This window comes from Agrobacterium sp. AGB01, from assembly GCF_014851585.1.
Lineage (GTDB): Bacteria > Pseudomonadota > Alphaproteobacteria > Rhizobiales > Rhizobiaceae > Agrobacterium.
Map to the genome: position 1 here is coordinate 222,162 of NZ_JACVAB010000002.1, position 23,316 is coordinate 245,477.

General features: G+C 55.4%; 16 protein-coding genes and 2 pseudogenes. 7 read left to right on the forward strand and 11 right to left on the reverse strand.

The window, feature by feature from the left end; genetic code table 11:
* Nucleotides 1-62: 62 nt before the first annotated feature.
* Genes gltB through IB237_RS07815 form a run of 3 tightly spaced genes read left to right on the forward strand, consistent with a single transcriptional unit; the run spans nt 63 to nt 6,447 of the window.
* A complete protein-coding gene (gltB, locus tag IB237_RS07805) occupies nt 63-4,808 on the forward strand; it encodes a glutamate synthase large subunit (RefSeq protein WP_192488091.1) in 4,746 nt (1,581 codons plus the stop codon).
* Nucleotides 4,809-4,816: 8 nt separating this feature from the next.
* Nucleotides 4,817-4,975, forward strand: coding sequence for a hypothetical protein (locus tag IB237_RS07810; protein WP_192488903.1), 159 nt, complete (start codon nt 4,817-4,819; stop codon nt 4,973-4,975).
* A 14-nt stretch (nt 4,976-4,989) separates the two neighbouring features.
* On the forward strand, nt 4,990-6,447 hold the full coding sequence (locus IB237_RS07815) for a glutamate synthase subunit beta (RefSeq protein ID WP_192488092.1): 1,458 nt from the start codon (nt 4,990-4,992) through the stop codon (nt 6,445-6,447).
* 87 nt (nt 6,448-6,534) lie between these two features.
* On the opposite strand, the gene IB237_RS07820 is transcribed toward IB237_RS07815, so the two are convergent.
* The 3 genes from IB237_RS07820 to IB237_RS07830 all read right to left on the reverse strand — a co-directional run bounded on the left by IB237_RS07820 (nt 6,535) and on the right by IB237_RS07830 (nt 9,364).
* Nucleotides 6,535-6,720 carry a hypothetical protein gene (locus IB237_RS07820; protein WP_192488093.1) on the reverse strand — a complete coding sequence of 62 codons (186 nt, stop codon included), beginning with the start codon at nt 6,718-6,720 and terminating at the stop codon, nt 6,535-6,537.
* A 133-nt stretch (nt 6,721-6,853) separates the two neighbouring features.
* Nucleotides 6,854-8,074 (reverse strand): SGNH family hydrolase, encoded by a 1,221-nt coding sequence (locus IB237_RS07825; RefSeq protein WP_192488094.1) that lies wholly within the window; start codon nt 8,072-8,074, stop codon nt 6,854-6,856.
* Nucleotides 8,075-8,140: 66 nt separating this feature from the next.
* On the reverse strand, nt 8,141-9,364 hold the full coding sequence (locus IB237_RS07830; RefSeq protein WP_192488095.1) for a lytic murein transglycosylase: 1,224 nt from the start codon (nt 9,362-9,364) through the stop codon (nt 8,141-8,143).
* A 194-nt stretch (nt 9,365-9,558) separates the two neighbouring features.
* On the opposite strand from IB237_RS07830, the gene galU reads away from it, so the two are divergent.
* On the forward strand, nt 9,559-10,446 hold the full coding sequence (gene galU, locus IB237_RS07835; protein WP_192488096.1) for a UTP--glucose-1-phosphate uridylyltransferase GalU: 888 nt from the start codon (nt 9,559-9,561) through the stop codon (nt 10,444-10,446).
* Nucleotides 10,447-10,531: 85 nt separating this feature from the next.
* Here the strand turns inward: galU and IB237_RS07840 are convergent, their stop codons facing one another.
* Nucleotides 10,532-12,046 carry an outer membrane beta-barrel protein gene (locus IB237_RS07840; protein WP_192488097.1) on the reverse strand — a complete coding sequence of 505 codons (1,515 nt, stop codon included), beginning with the start codon at nt 12,044-12,046 and terminating at the stop codon, nt 10,532-10,534.
* A gap of 152 nt (nt 12,047-12,198) precedes the next feature.
* Here IB237_RS07840 and IB237_RS07845 point away from each other — a divergent pair, with 152 nt between their 5' ends.
* Nucleotides 12,199-13,194: an SIS domain-containing protein gene (locus IB237_RS07845; RefSeq protein ID WP_192488098.1), complete on the forward strand. Its 996-nt coding sequence runs from the start codon at nt 12,199-12,201 to the stop codon at nt 13,192-13,194.
* Nucleotides 13,195-13,214: 20 nt separating this feature from the next.
* Here the strand turns inward: IB237_RS07845 and IB237_RS07850 are convergent, their stop codons facing one another.
* The 7 genes from IB237_RS07850 to IB237_RS07880 form a co-directional block, all read right to left on the reverse strand.
* A complete protein-coding gene (locus tag IB237_RS07850; protein WP_192488099.1) occupies nt 13,215-13,676 on the reverse strand; it encodes an NfeD family protein in 462 nt (153 codons plus the stop codon).
* Between the two features lie 2 nt (nt 13,677-13,678).
* Nucleotides 13,679-14,695: an SPFH domain-containing protein gene (locus IB237_RS07855; protein WP_192488830.1), complete on the reverse strand. Its 1,017-nt coding sequence runs from the start codon at nt 14,693-14,695 to the stop codon at nt 13,679-13,681.
* A gap of 48 nt (nt 14,696-14,743) precedes the next feature.
* Nucleotides 14,744-15,778 carry a ferrochelatase gene (hemH, locus tag IB237_RS07860; RefSeq protein WP_192488100.1) on the reverse strand — a complete coding sequence of 345 codons (1,035 nt, stop codon included), beginning with the start codon at nt 15,776-15,778 and terminating at the stop codon, nt 14,744-14,746.
* Nucleotides 15,779-16,035: 257 nt separating this feature from the next.
* Entirely contained in the window at nt 16,036-17,952 is a 1,917-nt protein-coding gene (locus IB237_RS07865) for a 5'-nucleotidase C-terminal domain-containing protein (RefSeq protein ID WP_192488101.1), read from the reverse strand.
* Between the two features lie 196 nt (nt 17,953-18,148).
* Entirely contained in the window at nt 18,149-18,517 is a 369-nt protein-coding gene (gene omp10 / locus IB237_RS07870) for an outer membrane lipoprotein Omp10 (protein WP_192488102.1), read from the reverse strand.
* Nucleotides 18,518-18,713: 196 nt separating this feature from the next.
* Nucleotides 18,714-19,349, reverse strand: coding sequence for an aminotransferase class IV family protein (locus tag IB237_RS07875; RefSeq protein WP_192488103.1), 636 nt, complete (start codon nt 19,347-19,349; stop codon nt 18,714-18,716).
* Nucleotides 19,350-19,442: 93 nt separating this feature from the next.
* Nucleotides 19,443-21,308 (reverse strand): M3 family oligoendopeptidase, encoded by a 1,866-nt coding sequence (locus IB237_RS07880; RefSeq protein WP_192488104.1) that lies wholly within the window; start codon nt 21,306-21,308, stop codon nt 19,443-19,445.
* Between the two features lie 169 nt (nt 21,309-21,477).
* Here IB237_RS07880 and IB237_RS07885 point away from each other — a divergent pair.
* Nucleotides 21,478-22,666 (forward strand): annotated as a pseudogene (locus tag IB237_RS07885) (sigma-54-dependent transcriptional regulator); the annotation flags it as partial.
* 170 nt (nt 22,667-22,836) lie between these two features.
* A pseudogene (locus IB237_RS26540) lies at nt 22,837-23,040 on the forward strand (helix-turn-helix domain-containing protein); the annotation flags it as partial.
* Nucleotides 23,041-23,316 lie beyond the last annotated feature (276 nt).

Here is a 23,316-nt window from a genome sequence, read left to right on the forward strand (position 1 = left end):
AAAGGCTTCGTCAATCCGGCTTTTACTGCCGTTTTATGCAATGTTTTGCAGGAGGGACCAAAATGACCAACAAGCCGGAAAGCGAATTTGCTGCCGCAAGCATGACGACTGACTGTCCCACCGCGGCCAAGGCCGCGTCTGTCGTCGCTCAGAAGAGCTTTGCACGTGGTATTCCCGAGCGTCAGGGTCTTTACGATCCACGCAATGAGCATGATGCCTGCGGCGTCGGTTTCGTCGCGCATATGAAGGGCCAGAAGTCTCACCAGATCGTCAAGGATGGCCTGTTCATTCTTGAAAACCTGACCCACCGCGGTGCGGTTGGTGCAGACCCGCTGATGGGCGATGGCGCTGGCATTCTGGTGCAGATTCCGGACCGCTTTTTCCGTGAGGAAATGGCAAAGCAGGGCATTACGTTGCCGAAGGCTGGCGAATATGCGGTTGGCCACATCTTCATGCCGACCGATGCCGAGCGTATCGAACACTACAAGAAGGTCATCATCGACGTCATCGGTGAAGAGGGCCAGCAGTTCCTCGGTTTCCGTGACGTGCCGGTCGACAATGCTTCGTTGTCCAAGGCCGCGGATATTGCGGCGACCGAACCGCATCACGTGCAGGTGTTCATTGGTGCAGGGCGCGACGCCGCGACCAATGCCGAGTTCGAGCGCCAGCTTTTCCTGATCCGCAAGGTCATTTCCAACCGCATCTATGACGAGCGTGGCGGCAAGGAAGCGCAGGACTTCTATCCTGTATCGCTGTCGTCCTCGACCATCGTCTACAAGGGCATGTTCCTCGCCTACCAGGTTGGTGCCTATTACAAGGACCTGTCGGATCCGCGCTTTGAATCGGCCGTGGCGCTTGTTCACCAGCGTTTCTCGACCAACACCTTCCCGTCCTGGAAGCTGGCGCACCCGTACCGAATGGTGGCGCATAACGGCGAAATCAACACGCTGCGTGGCAACGTCAACTGGATGGCTGCACGTCAGGCTTCGGTTTCGTCCGAACTGTTTGGCGAGCACATTTCCAAGCTGTGGCCTATTTCCTATGAAGGCCAGTCGGATACTGCGTGCTTCGACAACGCGCTGGAATTCCTGGTGCGCGGCGGTTATTCCATGGCGCATGCCGTGATGATGCTGATCCCGGAGGCTTGGGCTGGTAACCAGTCGATGTCACCTGAGCGTAAGGCATTTTACGAATATCACGCTGCCCTGATGGAGCCATGGGATGGCCCGGCTGCCGTTGCCTTTACCGATGGCAAGCAGATCGGTGCAACGCTTGACCGCAATGGTCTGCGTCCAGCCCGTTATCTGGTTACTGATGATGACCGTATTATCATGGCATCGGAAGCCGGAACGCTGCCGGTTCCGGAAGAGCGTATCGTTAAGAAGTGGCGTTTGCAGCCTGGCAAGATGCTGCTGATCGATATGGAGAAGGGCCGCATCATTTCCGACGAGGAAGTGAAGCACGAGCTTGCTGCAAAACATCCTTACCGCACATGGTTGGATCGTACCCAGCTGATCCTTGAAGATTTGAAGCCGGTGGAGCCACGTGCGCTGCGTCGCGACGTGTCGCTGCTCGATCGCCAGCAGGCCTTTGGTTACACCATTGAAGACACCAAGCTGTTGATGTCGCCAATGGCAACGACAGGCCAGGAAGCTGTCGGCTCGATGGGAACGGACACACCGATTTCTGCGATGTCGGAAAAGTCCAAGCTGCTTTACACCTATTTCAAGCAGAACTTTGCGCAGGTTACCAACCCGCCGATCGACCCGATCCGCGAAGAGCTGGTGATGAGCCTTGTGTCCTTCATTGGTCCACGCCCGAACATTCTTGACCATGCCGGGGCTGCACGCGCCAAGCGTCTGGAAGTACGCCAGCCGATCCTGACCAATGGCGATCTGGAAAAGATTCGCTCGATTGGCCACACGGAAGACCGTTTCGACACCAAGACACTCGACTTCACCTATGATGTGGAGCGTGGTGCCGAAGGCATGCCGGACATGCTTGACCGTCTGTGCGAACGTGCAGAATCTGCCGTGCGTGGCGGTTACAACATTATCGTTCTATCCGACCGTCAGCTTGGACCGGACCGTGTTGCCATTCCGGCGCTGCTGGCTACCGCGGCCGTTCACCATCACCTGATCCGCAAGGGTCTGCGCACCTCGGTTGGCCTTGTGGTCGAAACCGGCGAGCCGCGCGAAATCCACCACTTCTGCCTTCTGGCCGGTTACGGCGCGGAAGCCATCAACCCGTACCTCGCCTTCGATACGCTGCTGGACATGCACAAGCACGGCGCGTTCCCGAAGGAAGTGTCTGATGATGAAGTGGTTTACCGCTACATCAAGGCTGTTGGTAAGGGCATTCTCAAGGTCATGTCCAAGATGGGCATTTCCACCTATCAGTCCTATTGCGGCGCGCAGATTTTCGATGCCATCGGCCTGTCGTCCGAGTTCATCGAGCAATATTTCTTCGGCACGGCCACGACCATCGAAGGTGTTGGCCTGACGGAAATTGCGCAGGAAACCGTTTCGCGCCACGCAGCGGCGTTCGGCAAGGACCCGATCCTTGCCAACACGCTCGATATCGGTGGCGAATATGCCTTCCGTATGCGTGGTGAAAGCCATGCCTGGAGCCCGGACGCGGTTGCGACCCTGCAGCATGCGGTTCGTGGCAACAGCCAGGATCGTTACCGCGAATTTGCCGAGATGGTAAATGACACGGCGCTGCGCATGAACACCATTCGTGGTCTGTTCAAGGTCAAGACTGCCGAGGCTTTGGGCCGCAAGCCGATCTCGGTTGACGAGGTTGAGCCTGCCGTCGAAATCGTCAAGCGTTTTTCGACAGGTGCGATGTCCTTCGGTTCGATCAGCCGTGAAGCACATACCACGCTTGCCATTGCCATGAACAAGATCGGCGGCAAGTCGAACACCGGTGAGGGTGGTGAAGAGGCGGATCGTTACACGCCGCTGCTCAACGGCCAGCCGAACCCGGAACGTTCTGCCATCAAGCAGATCGCATCAGGTCGTTTTGGCGTGACGACGGAATATCTCGTCAATGCTGACATGCTGCAGATCAAGGTCGCACAGGGCGCAAAGCCCGGCGAAGGCGGTCAGTTGCCAGGTCACAAGGTAGACGCAACGGTCGCCAAGACCCGTCACTCCACACCGGGCGTTGGTCTGATTTCGCCGCCGCCGCACCATGACATCTATTCGATCGAAGATCTGGCACAGCTGATCTACGACCTGAAGAACGTCAATCCGCAAGCCGATGTTTCCGTGAAGCTGGTGTCGGAAGTGGGGGTTGGTACGGTTGCTGCCGGTGTCGCCAAGGCCCGTGCCGACCATATCACTGTTTCTGGCTTTGACGGTGGTACCGGTGCATCGCCGCTGACCTCGCTCAAGCATGCTGGTTCGCCATGGGAAATCGGTCTTGCCGAAACCCAGCAGACGCTGGTGCTGAACGGCCTTCGTTCGCGTATCGCCCTGCAGGTGGATGGTGGTCTTAAGACCGGCCGCGACGTCATCATCGGCGCGCTGCTGGGTGCAGACGAGTTCGGTTTTGCAACGGCGCCGCTGATTGCGGCCGGCTGCATCATGATGCGCAAGTGCCATCTCAACACCTGCCCGGTCGGCGTTGCAACGCAGGATCCTGTTCTGCGCAAGCGCTTCAAGGGTTCGCCGGAACACGTCATCAACTACTTCTTCTTCGTAGCTGAAGAAGTGCGCGAAATTCTCGCTTCGCTTGGCGTTGCCAAGCTGGATGAGATCATCGGTGCTTCCGAAATGCTCGAAAAGGATGAGATGCTGGCCCACTGGAAGGCCAAGGGTCTCGATTTCAGCCGTATCTTCCACAAGGTCGATGCACCGAAAGCTGAGACATTCTGGACGGCACGCCAGCACCACCCGATTGACGACATTCTCGACCGCAAGCTGATTGAGAAGTCTGCCCCGTCGCTGGAAAACCGCGAGCCGGTTGTCTTCGAAGTGCCGATCAAGAACGTTGACCGTTCTGCCGGCGCCATGCTGTCGGGTGCGCTTGCCAAGCGTTGGGGTCACAAGGGTCTCAAGGACGATACCATCCACGTCACCCTCAAGGGTACGGCTGGCCAGTCCTTCGGTGCCTTCCTTGCACGCGGCATCACTTTTGATCTGGTGGGTGATGGTAACGACTATGTCGGCAAGGGCCTGTCGGGTGGACGCATCATCGTTCGTCCGCCGGAAAATGCCCGTATCGTTGCGGAAAACTCGATCATCGTCGGTAACACCGTTCTCTATGGTGCGATCACCGGCGAGTGTTATTTCCGCGGTGTAGCCGGTGAGCGTTTCGCTGTTCGAAACTCCGGTGCGGTCGCCGTTGTCGAGGGCGTGGGTGACCATGGCTGCGAATACATGACCGGTGGTATCGTTGTTGTGCTCGGTGAAACCGGCCGCAACTTTGCAGCTGGCATGTCGGGCGGTGTCGCTTACGTGCTGGATGAGACCGGTGACTTTGCAACCCGCTGCAACATGGCGATGGTTGAGCTGGAGCCTGTTCCGGAAGAAGACGACATGCTGGAAAAGCTGCACCACCACGGCGGCGACCTCATGCACAAGGGACGTGTAGACGTTTCCGAGGACATGACACGTCACGACGAGGAGCGTCTTTACCAGCTGATCTCGAACCACTTCCACTACACCAACTCGGCTCGTGCCAAGGACATTCTTGATCGCTGGACCGAGTTCCGTCCGAAGTTCCGCAAGGTCATGCCGGTTGAATACCGTCGTGCGCTTGAGGACATGGAACGGATGCGGCTAGGCGTGGCGGCGGAGTAATCCGCCGCGTGAAGACATTACACCGACTGGCTTCGCTAATCGTTGCAGTTGCCGCACCCGCGGCAACCTATCTTGCAAGTGGCGAAGTCAGATTTGAGTTTATCATACTGGGGGCGGTCATTGGTTTCGCTTACTGGTATTGGGGCCCGACAGGTGCCCTGCTTTGATGTGAGGATATAAAGTGGGTAAGGTTACAGGCTTTCTGGAAATCGACCGTCAGGTGGGCAAGTATCAGCCTGCGTCGGATCGTATTCGCCATTTCCGTGAATTCACCATTCCAATGTCGGATGCCGAAGTGCAGAAGCAGGCGGCACGCTGCATGGACTGTGGTATTCCCTACTGTCATGGCCCGACGGGCTGCCCCGTACACAACCAGATCCCAGACTGGAACGATTTGGTCTATAATGGCGGTTGGGAACAGGCGATTCGCAACCTGCACTCCACCAACAACTTCCCGGAATTTACCGGTCGCGTCTGTCCCGCGCCTTGTGAGGAGGCGTGCACACTGAACCTTGAAGATACACCGGTTGCGATCAAGACCGTTGAACAGGCGATTGCCGACAAGGCCTATGAGCTTGGCTTCATCGTGCCAAAGCCTGCGACCGTTCACACCGGCAAGAAAGTTGCGATTATCGGTTCCGGCCCATCCGGTCTGGCAGCTGCCCAGCAGCTCGGCCGCGCCGGTCACGAAGTTCACGTTTACGAGCGTGAATCCAAGGCTGGTGGTCTGCTGCGCTACGGTATTCCTGACTTTAAGATGGAGAAGAACTTCATCGATCGTCGCGTTGAGCAGATCAAGGGTGAGGGCGTGACCTTCCATTACGGCGTCAATATCGGTGTTGATCTGACCGTTGAAAAGCTGATCGCTGATCATGACGCGGTTCTGTATTGCGGTGGCTCCGAAACCCCACGCCCTGCCGGTATTGGCGGTACGGATTTCCATGGCGTTCATGATGCCATGCCTTATCTGGTGCAGCAGAACCGTCGTGTCGGCCGTGAAAACATCGACAGCGTGGGCTGGCCTTCCGACCCGATCCTGGCTGGCGGCAAGCATGTCGTTGTTGTTGGTGGTGGTGATACGGCGTCTGACTGCGTTGGCACTGCATTCCGTCAGGGTGCTGTGAAGGTAACGCAGCTCGACATTCGTCCGATGCCGCCTGAAAAGGAAGACAAGCTCGCTGTTTGGCCATACTGGGCAACAAAGATGCGCACATCGTCTTCGCAGGCTGAAGGTGCGGTGCGTGAATTCCAGGTTGCGACCCTGGAATTCGTCGGTGACGAAGACGGTGTTCTGACGGGCGTGAAATGCTGCCAGGTTGATGACAAGCGCAAGCCGATTGCGGGCACCGAATTCATCATCAAGGCCGATCTGGCATTCATCGCCATCGGTTTCTCCGGTCCGTTCACCGACAGCGTTCTGAAGGAAATGGACGGCAAGCTGACGCTCAACACGGACCGCCGTGGTTCGACCAACGTTGTTGCCAATGAAACCGACTACAAGACCTCGGTCGACAAGCTGTGGGCGGCCGGTGACGTACGCCGTGGCCAGTCACTGGTTGTATGGGCGATCCGTGAAGGTCGTCAGGCAGCACATGCGATTGACGAAGCGTTGATGGGATCGACGGTTCTGCCGCGCTAAACAACATTAAAAAAGGCGGCCATGCGGTCGCCTTTTGTTTGAGGAAATGATCCCCGAATCAACACGGGGATCATGACAAATCCAGGATCAGTGTTTGTTTTTATGATCCTGCTGACCGCCCTTCATCGACTGGTCGCGGGTGCTGTCTTTCATTCCGGTCTTGTTTTCTGTTGCTGTCCCGGATGATGCGCTGCGGGTTTTATCGCTGCCGCCTTTTCCGGATTTCTGGCCAGCTTTGCTGTGCTGGTCTTGCGTGCCACCTTGGTGGGCCATGATGTTTACTCCTCATATCCATCATTGAGGCAAAGCAATATTGCTCTGCCCCAAGCTTAACCAAGGCGTTACAGGAACGTTCCTGTTTTAATATTATGTGATGGATTGCAGGCCTTCTTTTTGCGGCCGGATATTATTCCTCAGTCTCGGTATCGGGCGTTGGCATACGATAATCGTCGACGCGGCCCAACGGCGCATCGGCTATTTCACCGCGCTTGATCAACAGTTCGCGTGGCGTTTCGCGAATGGTGGCGGGTGCCGGTCTGTCTCCCAGCAATGCATTGCCACCGTCCAATTCCGGGTCGGTCAAGCTGATCGGCTGCGTTCTAACTTGACCGGCATCAATGCCAAGCGCAGGCAGGGAAGTGAGAGCGGGCAGATTGCTTGCGTTCAAATCCTGTTCTGGGGCGGCGGTATCGACGTGGCGGCGCAGGAACTTCTCGACATAGAAGGCGAGCTTGCGTTTGCCGGCCTGTGTCATGCCAATGCCGTCCGCCTCACGCAGGCGGGCCTGCTGTCCGTTGACGTCGTAACCGGTGATGATGAACTTGCCACCTTCATCGACAAACCCGTCCCAGACATCCACGAATTCGCCACCGTGTTTTTCGGTATGGTTGCGATACAGGCGGTTGAAGCCGACAAAATCTGTGGTGAGCGATGGGGACTGGAAGGCGGGCAGGCCGACCCACAAAAGTGGTATCTTCTGCCGCGAGACAATCGTTGCCAGCGCATCGATGCGCCGCTCATACTCCTTGAACCACAGATCGGTGCCGTATTTTTCCCTGAGGTCACCAATCATCATCAGCTGTCGGTCATTGGAACCGAGCATGATAACGACGGCGGCAGGTTTGACCTCTTGAATGAAATTCGGAAGGTTGGACAGCCAGTCATAATAGTCTGCACGGACAAGGCCGGACGAACCATTTGCTCTGACATCAACGGCAATTGCCGGTGATGAAGCAAAGGTTTTGGTCAACTCGTCACCCATGCCGCTGGCCAGAAAATCACCGACCACCAGGACGCGGCGGGCATTTTCAAGTTTGGTAACCGGTGCGGCCGGGGCTGTGGTGCGCATCTGTGTGACGGATGGTGTTGTGCGCGGTGTCTGCGGGCGCGAAACGGAGCGTTCGCGGGGAGGGGGACGCCTTACGCGCGGTTCCTCCTCCCGCAACTGGCGGCCGTCACGCATTTCGCGCTGGCGCCCGCCAAACAGCATATCCATGAGAGTACGTGGTCGCTCACGTTCCTGTGCGAACACAGGTGAGGGAAAAAGAGGCAGGACAACAAGCACACACAGAGCACTCGCGCCTGCGCGAAGCCGGGCTGGCTTCTTGATCTTTGCCTGCTTATTCATGATGCATCCTCGTATGACATACCATATCACAGGCTTGCCTATAACCGGAAGCCTGCTTCAGGGTTGTCAGTTCCTCAGTGCACGCAGAAGTCGCTGCGATGGTTCGCCGTCATTTGTCATGCCCAGACGTTGCTGGATGGCGCTGATGGCTGCTTTTGAGCCGGAACCGAAGTTGCCGTCGATTTCTCCATCATAATAGCCGAGTTCCTTCATGCGGCTTTGCAGCTCGAATTTCTCACGAATGTCGAGTGTGCCATCGGGGCGTGGCCAACGCTGCTGCATGCCGCCATAACCGGCAATTTCATCTGCCAGAAGACCGATAGCAAGCGCGTAGCTGTTGGAAGCGTTGTACTTCTTGATGGTGAAGAAATTTTTCATCATCAGGAAGCCAGGACCGGATTTTCCGCCCTGCATGACCAGTTGCGCTCTGTCGGAGCCGCGTGGAAACGCCTTGCCATTCGGTCTGGCGAAACCAAGCTTTGCCCATTCCGCCAGAGTTTTTGTCTGGCCTTCATAGCGACCGGCACCTGAGGGGACAGCGGCTTCATAACCCCATGTTTTGCCTGGCTCCCAACCATTCTTCGCCAGAAGGTTGGCGGCGGTTGCCAGAGCATCAGGAATGGAGTGCCAGATATCGCGTTTGCCGTTTCCGTCCGCATCAACCGCGTAAAGCAGGTAGCTGGTAGGAATGAACTGTGTGTGGCCCATGGCACCTGCCCAGGAACCAGTGAGGTTTTTCGCTGACACGTCGCCGTTCTGAAGAATCTGCAAGGCGGCAATCAGCTGCGTTCTGGCAAATTTTGCGCGCTTCGGATCGGCATAGGCAAGCGTTGCCAGCGTGGTCGGAATGTGATGCAGGCGTTCTGGTTTTTCCAGAACGGCACCATAATTCGATTCCATCGACCAGATGGCGAGCAGGATGTTCTTATCGACGTTGAAGTGACGCTCGATGGCATTCAGCGTCGAGGCGTGCTTAGCCTTCATTTCACGACCAATGCGAACCGTGTACGGGTTTACGCGTGAATCCAGGTAGTCCCAGATCTGGCTGCTGAATTCCGGCTGAAAGTTTGCTTTGCGCAAGGCTTCAGGGTCTGGCTCAGTAACGCCTGAAAAAGCCTTTTGATATGTCGCCTTGGTAATACCACTTTTAGCGGCAGTGGTATAAAAGTCGTTGATCCATTTTCGAAAACCAGCATCAGCGCTGGCAGACGCTGGGGTCAAAGTTATTGCTAAGCCTGCAAAAACCATGCAGCCAAATTTACGGACATCTGAAAGGATCAGCTTTTTCATCGTCAGTCTTTCGTCTCTCGAATTTCATTTCGATGGCGAGATACGCATCGGGCTTCACGATGTGATAACAAATTAATGTCAACAAATTCTTTACCATTAACCGTTCGTAGCGTCACCCTTTGCAATTCTTAAAAAGTTTTGGAATATAGCGCTGCGCGGGGAATATTATCCAATTAGTCTCTCAGGAGGGATGCGTGGTAGAAAATACGAAAATTCGGAAGGCCGTTTTTCCGGTCGCAGGTATGGGAACTCGTTTCTTGCCGGCAACGAAAGCTGTTCCGAAGGAAATGCTTACTGTTGTTGACAAGCCTGTTCTGCAGTACGTGGTCGATGAGGCCATTGAAGCAGGCATTGAACATTTTGTTTTTGTTACAGGTCGCGGCAAAGCGGTCATCGAAGACTATTTTGATATTCAATTCGAACTCGAGCAGCTGCTGCGAGAGCGCAACAAAACGGCCGAGCTGACTTTGCTTGAAGACCTTTTGCCAAAGGCCGGTACAGCGAGCTTCACACGCCAGCAGGCACCACTTGGTCTTGGCCATGCGGTATGGTGTGCACGCGACATCGTTGGTGATGAGCCATTTGCGGTTCTGTTGCCTGACATGATCATGCATTCCGAAAAGGGCTGCCTCAAGGGCATGGTCGACGTTTACAACCAGACCGGTGGCAACGTTATTGCCGTGCAGGAATGCGACCCTGATCAGGCGCACAAGTACGGTATCGTCGGTGTTGGCGAAAAGGCTGGCGACGGCTTCAAGATCACCGAAATGGTCGAAAAGCCAGCCAAGGGCACTGCACCTTCCAACTTCTACATCAACGGCCGCTACATTCTGCAGCCGGAAGTGTTCAACATTCTGGAAACGCAGGAACGTGGCGCCGGCAATGAAATCCAGCTTACCGATGGCATGCTGACGCTTGCCAAGGACCAGGATTTCTTCGGTTACCATTTCCAGGGTCAGACCTATGACTGCGGTGCAAAGGATGGCTTCATTCTTGCCAACCTGGCATTCGCGCTGGAGCGGAGCGATATTCGCCCATCTATCGAAGGTCCGTTGAAGGAACTGCTTGCCAAGCTGAAATAAGCGGCGGCACAGTCAGAATAGCAGAAAATCCCGGTGAAAGCCGGGATTTTTTATGTCTCGATTTGAAGCAACTGCGGTGGCGCGTTCAACGCTTGAAAGCGATACCTGCGCCAATCCGCCATGTGCCGGTGTCGTAGACCGGTGTCGTCTGGTAACTGATATCGCTTGTCAGATCGAGATAACGGTTGAGGCTCCATGTCAGCCCGGCCGAGGTGAAATATTCCGTCACGTCCCGCGTATCTCCGGATGGGAAGTTGCGGCGGGTGACCTGTCCGGTGAGGCGCGCTACGAGGTTGTTGCGCAACTGATGGGTCAGGCCTGCCGTCAGGCGATGAGATATCCAGCCACCCTGTGAGCCACCAGCAAAATCTTCGATGGTTGTGCGCAGGCCAAGGCTCACGTCTGTACCGCGCTGTGGCGACCACGAGAGATCGCCGTCAACACTGAATGCATTGATGGAGCCCAACCTCTGGTCGTCGTAGCTTTTACGCAGATAACCGAGTGCCAGTTCGCCACGCAGTTTCTCACCGAGATCAAGCTCCGTTCCAAGCTTGGCGCCGTAGGATTTGGAAGAGCGCTCATAACCCGTATCGTCGAATTTGTCGTCATAACGGGTCAGGCCGGATGAGACCTCGAGAAACGGAATGAGAGCAGGTGACAGTTCATAACCTGCCCGCACGCGAATATCGCCGCCGGTGCGGTCGCGGGCGCTCAGATCAATCGAGCTGCCATCCAGTGCCTTGGCGGCAGAATAGACGTTGCGTTGCAGTTCAATGGCCGCCAGTCCGCGTATACGGCCAAGATCGCGCGCCACGGCAACGCCGCCGGTAAATTCATGGACGCCTGACTGAACGGATGCATTGTTCAGGGCGTTCGGATCATCAGTATCTTCGCGGCTGAAGTTGTAGCCGCCGGTTATGTTGACGGTTGTGTCTTTTGCCAGATCAAGCTGCAGGTCGGCATTGATCGAGGCGCGTGGTTCCTCGCCGCTTTTATCGCTGCCGAGATTGCGCTCCCAGGCTCCGTCGCCCGTTACCGTCAAGGAGTGGCGCGACCAGTCGCTGTTCAGAGTACCGCGAATGCCTGTCGTCATGTAGTTGCGACGATCAGAACTGCCGGATGATTTCTGTTTTTCGGTGTTTAGTGTCTGGCTGATTGTCGGGCGCAGCACCATCGTTCCCAACCGAATACCGGGGGTCAGGTTCGTCGCAGCCGTTGGATCAACGTCACCACCATCTATGGTCGGTTCGTAAGGATTGAGCTGCTGCTCATAGGGTGCATTTGCCTCGTCCGGCTCGTCGGTGATGGCATCTCCCGCATTGACCGGAGGGGCGATGCCTTGTGTGGTCAGTGTTGTCGGGTCGGCCGGGTTTGCCGCTGCCGGATCAACGCCTGTGGCTTCAGCTTCTACTTCCGCCTGGTTTTGTTGCAGGGCCGTGGCGACACGGCTGTCGGTCCGTCTTTTGAGGACGGGCGTGGCTTGTGTGCTTTGGGCAAAGGCGATGGCCGGTTCATACAGACATGTGCATGCCACCAGCAATGCGGCTGCATTGCGCCACGCTTTAAGGCGTCTGGCCGCGCTGTCTGTGGGTTTCGGCATGGCTGTTCCGGCAAATTTCCAAATCTTACCCAAAGGTAAAGCCATGTGGTTAACATCTGGTTTCGCATGCCGGGATTGCGGCGATTATAATGCGGGTGCCAGGTTGGTTTTGACCGCTGGACAGTTTTTTTCGAAAGGAGTAACAGTCCGGCATGATTAAAAGATCTGTGAAACTCATCGATAATCTCGCCATCGACTCGGCCCTGCGCACGATCAATATCGAGCGGAAGGGTCTTGAGGCACTGGAACTGGCGCTGCAGAATGGTCTTGCCCAGCCGTTTAACGCGGCAATCGAGACGATTGGTTCGATTGACGGCCGTGTCATCATCACGGGTGTTGGCAAAAGCGGGCACATTGGCAGCAAGCTGGCGGCGACATTTGCATCGACCGGAACACCCGCCTTTTTCGTGCATGCCGCCGAGGCAAACCACGGCGATCTTGGTATGATTGCTGGCAATGATGTTGTACTGGCCATCTCCAAGGGTGGTGAGAGTGCAGAGCTGCGCAGCACCATCGATTACACACGGCGTTTTTCCATTCCGTTGATTGCACTGACCTGTTCGGAAAATTCTTCGCTCGCCAAGGCGGCCGACATCGTGCTGTTGGTGCCGAATGAGCAGGAGGCTTGCCCGCATGGTCTGGCGCCGACCACGTCGACATTGATGCAGCTCGCCTTGGGTGACGCGCTTGCCGTTGCACTGCTGGAAGCGCGCGGGTTCACGGCTGGTGATTTCCGGGTGTTTCATCCAGGTGGCAAACTGGGTGCGAGCCTGGCGCAGGTCGGTGATATCATGCACACCGGTGAGCGGGTTCCGCTGGTTCGCAAGGGCACCTTGATGCCCGAGGCGGTCAAGGTTCTGTCGCACAAACATTTTGGCTGTGTCGGCATTCTCGATGAGGATGGCCGACTGTGCGGTATCGTCACCGAGGGTGACCTTGCCCGTAATCTGTCTCGCGATCTCTCAGGATTGCAGGTTGACGACATCATGACCCGCACGCCGAAAGTGGTTAAGACCACCATGCTGGCAACCAGCGCACTTGCCTTCCTTGAAAAGCATCAGATTGGTGCGCTGATCGTGGTCGACGATGAGAACCGGCCGCTTGGGCTGGTGCATTTCCACGATTTCTTGCGGCTTGGCGTTGCCTAAGCCGCAAGGTTTTTTCTAACTTATTCCACCGACTCGACGGTGAGGTTACGCCCATGTGCAGCCATGATGCGCACGCGCGTTCCGGCTGGCAGATCCGGGCCGTTGACCGGCCAGACCGTGTCGTCCAATTTTACGCGTCCGCGACCTTCCGCAATCGGCTCCATCAGTGTTGCTGTGCGGCCAATCAGGCTAGCTTCACGCTGATTGAGGAAGGGTTCGTCCGAGGCTGCATTTGGCTTGCCGAAGTAACGGCGGCCAATCAGGGCAAAGGCCACAGAGAGTGCTGCAAACAGTACGAATTGCACCTGCCATGACCACAATGTTGCGTCCCAGAGCAACAGTGACAATGCACCAACAACGATAGCCGCTGCACCGATCCAGATCAGGAATACGCCTGGAGCGGCAAGTTCTGCGGCAAACAGGATGAAGCCGGTGATCCACCAGCTCCATGGACCAAGCTCTGCTATGGCCTGTTTTATCATGATTATCTATCCGACGACGGTGCGAATGGATTGACCTGAGGTGCGGTGCGCGAAGGCGCTGCAGGGCGTGGCCGTGGTTCCGGCTGGCGTTGTGTGCCGTCGCTGCCGAACACTTCTTTGGCAATTGCGCCGATGCCGCCCAGTGAACCGATCAGCGCCGAGGCTTCCATCGGCATCAGCACGATCTTGGCGTTGTTGGCAGTCCCGATGTCCGACAGGGCTTCGGTGTATTTCTGCGCAATGAAGTAGTTGATGGCATGTACATCACCCGCAGCAATGGCCTCCGACACCATGCGGGTCGCCTTGGCTTCCGCTTCGGCAAGGCGTTCGCGGGCTTCAGCGTCACGGAACGCTGCTTCACGCTGACCTTCCGCCTGCAGGATGGCCGACTGCTTGGAACCTTCCGCACGCAAGATCTGCGCGGCACGCGAACCTTCAGCTTCCAGAACCTGCGCACGTTTTTCGCGCTCGGCCTTCATCTGGCGGGCCATCGAATCAACCAGATCCTTCGGTGGTGCGATGTCCTTGATTTCAATGCGGGTGACCTTGATGCCCCATGGGCCAACGGCCTCATCCACGACGCGGAGCAACCGGTCATTGATGGCGTCACGGTTGGACAGCAATTCATCAAGATCCATCGAACCCATTACCGAGCGGATGTTGGTCATGGTCAGGTTCTGGATGGCATTTTCCAGATTGGAGATCTGGTAAGCGGCCTGCGCAACATTAAGAACCTGATAGAAGGCGACGGCGTCCGCAGAGACGCTGGCGTTGTCGCGGGTAATGACTTCCTGGGTCGGAATGTCGAGCACCTGCTCCATGACGTTCATACGAGCGCCGATGGACTCGATGAAGGGTGTTATGATGTTGAGGCCTGGTTCCAGCGTACGTGTGTAACGACCAAAGCGCTCCACCGTGTAACGGTAACCCTGTGGTACGGTTTTTATACCCGCAAACAGGACCAGAATGACCAGCGCCACCCCGACCAACACCACAATATCAAACCCTCCGAGAACCATCGGTTCCTCCATATGCATGTTAAACTTTCCGTAGAAAGTCTTATGCGCTTATACCCAGCCTTGCAATTCCCGACGCACAACTGTTTCCAGAACGCGCATGCCGTCCTCGCTGTCGTTCAGACATGGGATATGTGTGAAATGTTCGCCGCCATTATGCAGGAATATCTCCCCTGCTTCACCGGCAATTTCTTCCAGTGTTTCCAGACAATCGGAAACGAAGCCCGGGTTCATGACCGCGATGCGCTTGACGCCTTCCTGTGCCAGTTTTTCAACCGTCTTGTCGGTGTAAGGCTGCAACCATTCCTCCGGTCCGAAACGCGACTGGAATGTCAGAAGGAAGCGGTTTTTGTCCATACCCAGTTTTTCACGCAGTAAACGTGCCGTTTTTGCGCAATGACAATGGTAGGGGTCGCCTTTTTTGAAGTAGGACTGCGGAATGCCGTGGAACGAGGCAATTATCTTTTCTGGCTCCCAATCCAGTTTGGCGAGATGTGACTTCACCGAGTTGGCAAGCGCTTCAATGTAGGCGTCATCATCATGATAGGGAGGAACGGTGCGTACGGCAGGCTGCCAGCGCAGTTTCATCAGATGTTCGAATGCCTTGTCGTTAACCGTTGCCGTCGTGGAAGCGGCATATTGCGGGTAAAGCGGGAAAATCAGCAGCTTTTCGCAACCCTTGGCCTTTAGCGCGTCAATGCGCTCGGCAATGGATGGCTGGCCATAACGCATGCCCCAGTCGACAACCACATTTGGCAGGTCGGTGAGGATCTTGCCAAGCAGATCAGACTGGTTGCGGGTATAGGTGCGCAGATAGCTTTCGTTTAGGTCCTTGTTCCAGATTTCTTCGTAAGCCTTGCCAACCTTCTGCGGGCGCTTGTTGAGCACGATGCCGTAGAGAATGGGGTACCAGTACAGGCGCGACCATTCGATGACGCGCTTGTCCGAAAGAAACTCTGCGAGATAACGGCGCATGGACCAGTAATCGGTTCCATCCGGAGTTCCGAGATTGACGAGAAGTACGCCGACCTTGCCGAAGGAAACAGGAGGGTGATCTGCCGGAATGACCGAAGTGCTGGCTGCCATATATAAATTCCTGAACATCAATAGGTTGTGTGCAATACGTTCGTATTGCTTCAACGGTTCACTCTTCTAACGGAAAATGGTTCACCGTGAACATCTTCCAGAATTGCTTTTCGCCTCCCATAAAAGGGCAGGTGGCGGTTATTGATATGACATATGTCAAATAATTCCGGTTTTTCATATATTTATAGAGCTGTACAAAACAAAAGCCGGCCCATGAAGGGCCGGCTGTGTCATGTGCGGCAAATTGTCTTTGCTGCTTAGTTCTTGCCTGGCAGTTCCAGCTCGGCGCCAACCTCGATGTGGTTTGGACGCTTCAGCGCATTGGCTTCGGCAATCTTTGTCCACAGCGTGCCGTCACCGTATTTTTCAACGGCGATCTTCCAAAGCGAGTCGCCCTTGGTGACGACATACTTGGCAAGGTTTTCAGCGGTTGCTGCCGGCGCAGTTGCCGCAGGTGCTGTTGCAGCAGGGGCCGGAGCCGCAGGTGCTGTCGCAGCTGGAGCAGGGGCAGCCGGTGCGGCAGCAGTTGCAGGAGCAGCTTCCTTGGCAGGAGCAACATAGTCAGCAGGGGTTACGTCGGTGATACGGCCGTCTGTTGCAGGCTTGTACGGGTTGTTTGCCGTCAGGTAGGCTGCAACGGAATCTTCAAGGCTTGGCCCGAAATCGTAAGGATTGATCGCCTTGCTTGCGAATACCTTGTAGCCGTCACCGCCCGAACGCATGTAATTGTTTGAAACGACGCCATAAACCTTGTCGTTATCCAGCGGTACGAAGGCATCGCCTTCCTTGACTTCAATGGAAACCACACGGCTGCCGGGTGCCTTGGAGCGGTCGAAGGAGTATTTCAGACCGGCAACCTGTGCGAAGCGGCCTGCACCTTCTTCGATCTGGCCTGCGCCATTTTCAAGTGCTTCCTTGATGTCGGAGCCCTTGAGCTGGAAGGTGGCCACCGAGTTCTGGAATGGCAGAACCGTCAGCACTTCGCCCATGGTGATGGTGCCAGAGTCGATGGAGGCACGCAGACCACCGCCGTTCTGGATGGCAATCGAGATGCCCTGATCCTTCACGCGGTCGAGCAGCGCATCCGACACCAGGTTGCCCATGGTGCATTCCTTGGCGCGGCAAACTTCACGCGAGCCATCGATGCTTTCCGTGGTCGAGCCGATTTCCTTTTTCTTCAGCTCTTCAAGCGGCTGTGCCAGTTCCGAAACGCGGGTCACGTAGCCGGCATCAGGGGTAACCGATGCGTCGAGCAGCTTTGGTGCGCCTTCCCAAGACTTGACGACGCCGTTGTCATCGAAGGTTACCTTGAGGTCGCCAAGATACTTGGAATAGGCATAAGCCGTGACGATTGGAACTTCGACGCCCGATGGGTTCTTGACCAGTGTCGGATAAGGGCCGGCGGCCTTATCATCCGTGCTGGACAGAAGTGTGTGGCTGTGGCCGCCGACGATAACGTCGATGCCATCAACTTCCTTGGCGATTTCCTGATCCTTGACGTAACCGACATGCGACAGAAGCACGATCTTGTTGACGCCCTGATCCTGAATTTCCTTTACCGCGCCCTTGAGGTAGGAAATTTCATCGGCAAACAGGATTTTGTCGCCTGGCGAAGAGGTTTCATCCGTGTCTGTGGCCAGAACGGAAACAACAGCAACTTTCTCGCCGCCCATTTCCTTGATGACATAACCCTTGAACTTGTCCTTCAGGATGGAGCTGTCACCCGCCATGGTGTTGCCAGAGATGATCGGGAATTTCAGGGCGTCGATAAATTTCAGCAGTTCTTCAGGGCCATCATCAAATTCGTGGTTGCCGATGGCCATGGCGTCAAAACCGATGCCATTCATGAATTCGGCAACTGGGCCACTTTTATATTGTGTGTAAAACAGGGAGCCCTGGAACTGGTCGCCAGCATCGAGAACGAGCGTGTTGGCGTTGCCGAGTTCGCCACGGCGAGCGTCAATGGCGCCTTTTACGCGTGCGATGCCGCCAAAGCATTCATTCTTGGCTGCTTCACTTTCAGAGCAAGTCGAATCGAATTTATTGATCGCTTCGATGCGTGAATGCAGGTCATTGATATGGAGGATGTTGAGTTCGTAATCGGCAAAGGCGGCGCTTGTCGACAGCGTAACAACCGATGCGGCCAGCAAGCCGAGTTTTGTAAGTCTGTGCATTTTTCTCTCCTGTATCAATACGATATGAACGGCCACCTCATTTTGCAGAGGCCGCTAATGTCTCATGAGCTGTTCACCCGAAGCAGATGTTTCCATTTGGCCGCACGAACTGCAAGCTAAATTGTGACACAGCTTTTCCTTGCGAACACACTTCTCATGCGCGCACTCTTTAAACCGTAAATATAACAGGAATGAATCAGCCCTGACGGGACAGAGAAAACTGATTGTTGCTATCCGTGGTGCAGTTCAGCTGAGACTGAGAAACCATGGCGCAATTAACCTTCGACTGGGTGTTACGCAGCAGCGAAGTCATGTTGATTTCGATCAGGGTCGGCGAAATCATGCTGTAGTTGCCGGAAGCCAGCAGCGTATTGCTGTCGGTCGAATGGGTGGAGAATGTTCCGTTCTGGAAGGTCGACACAATACCGTTGCGATCCACCCAGCGGCCATCAACAGCAGGTCCCCGTGGTGCGGCCGGAGCCATCGAACGCGGGGGCGGTGCGGAAACGCACGATGCCAATGTTATGGAAACCAGGCCCAGAGCAATACCGGTCTTGATCTTCATGCGTAAACTCCCTGCGATTCGATATTTATGGTGTGAAAACATGCCGTGAAGAATGGCGCGTTGCAAGGATGCATTGGTTTCAATCACGTCAAACAACAATAGATTTCAGATATGCGTTGCACAAAAACTCGCATCTTCGCAGATCCACAGTCGGTAAATGCGCAGCGCGCGAAATCGTTGCTTCGTTTCTTGCGTGCTAAATCAGCTGTGCTGGAATAAGGCCGTACACCGAATTGCCAACGAAAATACGTCGTCCCTGCAGGTCGTCCAGCTTGAGCGCCTGACCACGTGCCCGTCGTTCTCTTATCAAATCGGCGCGCAGCACGCCGGGCAGAATGCCACTGTCCAGCGGTGGGGTCAGCAATTGGCCTTCGCTATCTTCGACAAACAGGCTGGTGGAAGAGCCTTCGCATGCCTCACCCCGTTCATTCAGCAACAAAACCTCGTCTGCTTCAGAAATCGGGAATTCTGCACGCGCGGTTTCATAAGGCTCACGGCGGGATGACTTGTGACGATAAAACGTGTCGCTGGAGTCCAGCCGTGTTTTGTTGGCAACTTTCAATTTCCAGACGGTACCTTCAGGCAGAACCTGTAGGTCTGAGGTGGTGATGTCCAATTGTCCCTTGTAGTTCATCACAAGGCTGACCCTGAGGGCTGCCTCTCCGGCAACGCTTTTTTCCAACGTCTTCTGGGCATCGACTGGCTGGCGGAAACCAAGCGCATCGGCTGACCGGGCCAGGCGGCGAAGATGCTGCTCCAGACGCTGAAAGCCGGTTTGCGGCTCCCATCGCAGGGTTTCCATCAAGGTCAGATCGACTGGTTTGCGTTTCATCGCTGTTTCATCCGCTTGCCAAAACGTGTTCATCCCCACTGGCGCGGGGACGAATTTTCATACGTATTCAGGACTATGAAGCTTGCCCGAAATTTAAGGATTTTCGGCTTTGTCGAGAACTTCCAGTTCATCGATCAATTCTTCGATCATCGACAGGCCCTTGCTCCAGAAGGACGGATCGGTCGCATCAAGACCGAAAGGCTTCAAAAGTTCTGAATGGTGTTTTGTACCGCCAGCCTTGAGCAGCGCGAAATATTTGTCCTGAAAACCCTCATCCGCATTACGGTAGACCGCATAGAGCGAGTTCACGAGGCAATCGCCAAAGGCATAGGCGTAGACATAGAAGGGTGAATGGATGAAGTGTGGGATATAAGCCCACCAGCTTTCATAGCCTTCCGAAATGCGAATAGCCGGACCGAGGCTTTCTGCCTGCACCGACAGCCACAATTCGCCGATCTGCTCTGAGGTCAGTTCACCGTCTTTTCTGGCGGTGTGGACCTTTCGCTCAAATTCATAAAAAGCGATCTGTCTCACGACGGTGTTGATCATGTCTTCCACCTTACGCGCGAGCATGGCCTTGCGCTCGCGCTTGTCGGTGGTGTTTTTCAATAGAGTGCGGAAGGTCAGCATTTCGCCAAAGACGGATGCGGTTTCCGCCAGTGTCAGCGGTGTGGAGCACATCAGTGCGCCCTGTTCGCCGGCCAGTACCTGATGCACGCCGTGACCAAGCTCGTGGGCCAGGGTCATGACGTCGCGTGGTTTTCCAAGATAGTTGACCAGGACATATGGGTGGGCAGAAGGAACTGTCGGATGGGCAAATGCACCCGGTGCCTTGCCGGGGCGGGCAGGCGCATCTATCCATTGTTCATCGAAGAAACGAGCGGCGATTGTGGCCATTTCCGGCGCAAAGTCGCCGTAAGCGGTCAAAACAGTGTCCTTTGCTTCACTCCACGAAATCAGCGTGTTGGAGGTGTCGGGCAGGGGCGCATTGCGATCCCAATATTCCATCTGTTCCATGCCAAGCCACTTGGCTTTCATCGCGTAATAACGGTGGGACAGACGGGGATAAGCCTGCTGAACAGCTGCTGCCAGTGCGTCAACTACTTCGCGCTCGACGCGGTTGGCGAGGTGGCGGCTGTCGGCAATATCATCAAACTTGCGCCAGCGGTCGGAGATGTCCTTATCCTTGGCCAGCGTATTGGTGATCAGCGTGAAGATACGGATGTTCTTGGAGAATGTGCCGCTCAGCGCCTTGGCGGCCTTGGCGCGGGTTTCTGCTTCCGGGTCCTGCAAAAGGTTGAGCGTGGCTTCCAACGGCAGTTCTGCGCCGTCAATGTCGAAGCGCAGTTCGGCCATGGTCTCGTCGAACAGGCGATTGAAGGCTGCAGCGCTGGTCATCGACTTTTCAAGCAACAGCTGCTCCAGCTTGTCATCCAGTTGGTGCGGCTTGTCCTTACGCAGATCTACCAGCCATGGGCGGTAGTGACCGGCAACCGTGTCGTTCTGCATGGCGCTTTCAAGCGTTGCGTCATCAAGCCGGTTCAGCTCCAACGTAAAGAACAGCAAATGTGCGGAGATGTCGGTGAGCTTGGATTGTGTGTCGCCATACAGCTTGCCATTGGCGGGGTTTGCCGTGTCGGCAAAATAGGTGAGACCGGCAAAAGAGCCAATCTTGCCGAGCAGATCATCCAGCGCCTCATATTCTCGCAGCGCCTGACCAATGCCTTCGTTGCCGGTCTTGGCTGCCGCCTGTTCCAGCTTGCCTTTCCATTTATCTTCAAATGCCTTGGCATCTGATGCTGATTTTTCGATGTCCTGCTTCAGTGCGGCAGAATCTGCCGAAGGATAAAGATCAGACAATTTCCAGACAGGAAGTTCTCCAAGGGCTGGATCGAATGCCTGCCCACCTGCAACCGAAGTCGAGAACGTGCGGTGGTTGCCTTGCGTCGGAAATGTCATTTTCTGTCCTCATCAGCTGTGCATCTCACAAAATTTCGCCTCTTGTTTCCCCCGGCAATCGATAAAATGCAAGCAATTCTCAAAACTGGATGTTCAAGCCTTTTGTGCAAGTGTGAGATCAAAGGGTCTGCATGAAGTGGGTCCATAAACCGGAAACCGGGAGCCCAAGATGATCGCGCAAATTCTCGTTATCGATGACGATCCAGTTCAGCGCCGCCTGCTCAAAAACGCGGTTGAACGTTATGGCCATGCCGCCATGATCGCCGAAAACGGCAGAGCCGGTCTCGAACTGCTCAAGCAGCATAGCGGCGAAATCAGCGTTGTCGTACTTGATCTCATGATGCCGGAAATGGACGGGCTTTCCTTCCTCAAGGCGATCAGCGAACAGGGTATCGATGTGCCAGTGGTCGTTCAGACCGGGCAGGGAGGCATTGATACCGTCGTTCAGGCCATGCGCGCAGGTGCGTTTGATTTTGTGGTGAAGCCGGTTTCACCCGAACGTATTGGTGCGGCCATTGCCAATGCCCTGAAGCTTGATCAGCGTGAAGCAAAGGCCCGAACAGGCCGTCGCAGCCGTCATCACGCGGTTGGCTTTAATGATATCGTATCGGCAAGCCCTGCCATGTTGCGTGTCGTCGAACTGGCGCAGCGTGCAGCGCAGTCCAATATTCCTGTTGTGCTGGAAGGTGAATCCGGCGTCGGCAAGGAAATGGTGGCGCGTGCCATCCAGTCGGCCGGTGATCGCGCTGGCAAACCATTTATTACCGTCAATTGCGGTGCGATTCCGCAAAATCTGGTTGAGAGCATTCTGTTCGGTCACGAAAAGGGTGCCTTCACTGGCGCGACCGAAAAACATGTTGGCAAGTTCATGGAAGCCGACGGTGGCACGTTGTTCCTCGACGAGATTGGCGATCTGCCGCTTGAAGTGCAGGTCAAGCTGCTGCGCGCCGTGCAGCAGGGAGAAATCGAGACCGTCGGTTCCGCAAAGGTACAGAAGGTCAATGTTCGCCTGATTTCGGCAACCAACAAGAACCTAATTGAAGAGGTGAAAGAAGGGCGTTTCCGCGAGGACCTCTATTACCGTCTCAATGTGTTCCCCATCACCATTCCAGCATTGCGTCGTCGCAAGGAAGATATTCCATATCTGGCGCGCGTGTTCGCAGAGCGTTTTTCGGCTGAACAGAAACTGCCACATGCCATGGGCGTTAACGCCAGTGCGCTTGCGCTGCTGACGGCTTACGATTGGCCGGGTAATATTCGCCAGCTTGAAAATGCGATTTTCCGCGCTGTTGTTCTGGCGCAGGGCGATGAATTGACGGAAGACGATTTCCCGCAGATTGCACTGCAGATGCCGGAATTTGCGTCATCCGACGAGTTGCATGACCTTAGCCATCGTATCAGCGACCGCATGTTGCTGACCACGCCGGCGCCGGAACCGCGCCCGATGTCGCGCACGCCTGATATCCTTTCTGTGATGGAGGCTTTCTCCGCCGAAGACAGCCAATCCTCCCCTGTTTTTTCAGGTGGCAACCTCATTTCCAGCGTTGATGACAATGGAAATGTCCGCAAATTGGCCGACATTGAGGAGGAATTGATCCGTTTTGCCTTAAGATTTTATCGTGGTCAGATGAGTCAAGTTGCCAGAAAACTGGGGATTGGACGTTCCACGCTTTATCGCAAACTGAAGGATTATGGCATCGATCCGGACGATCCACTCAACGAAGCTGCTTAAAAACCAATGACTTCTTGCGTTAACCGTCAGTCAAGGATATTCCCTTACCATCTGTAAACCTCTTATTAGCGTACTATTCACTATAAAGAGGAAGGTTGTATATGTGTGGTAAATTTGCCATCGTGTCACCGTAATTTACGTTCATCTGAGACACTATGGTGGGTTGTCTATCAGACGGGGATCGAATTGCCAGATTTGAAGCGGAATATAGCGCGCTCGGGCAAAAGCGTGTGTGACAGGCTCAAGCATGTGGGAGAGAAGCTTTCCGGGCGTGGT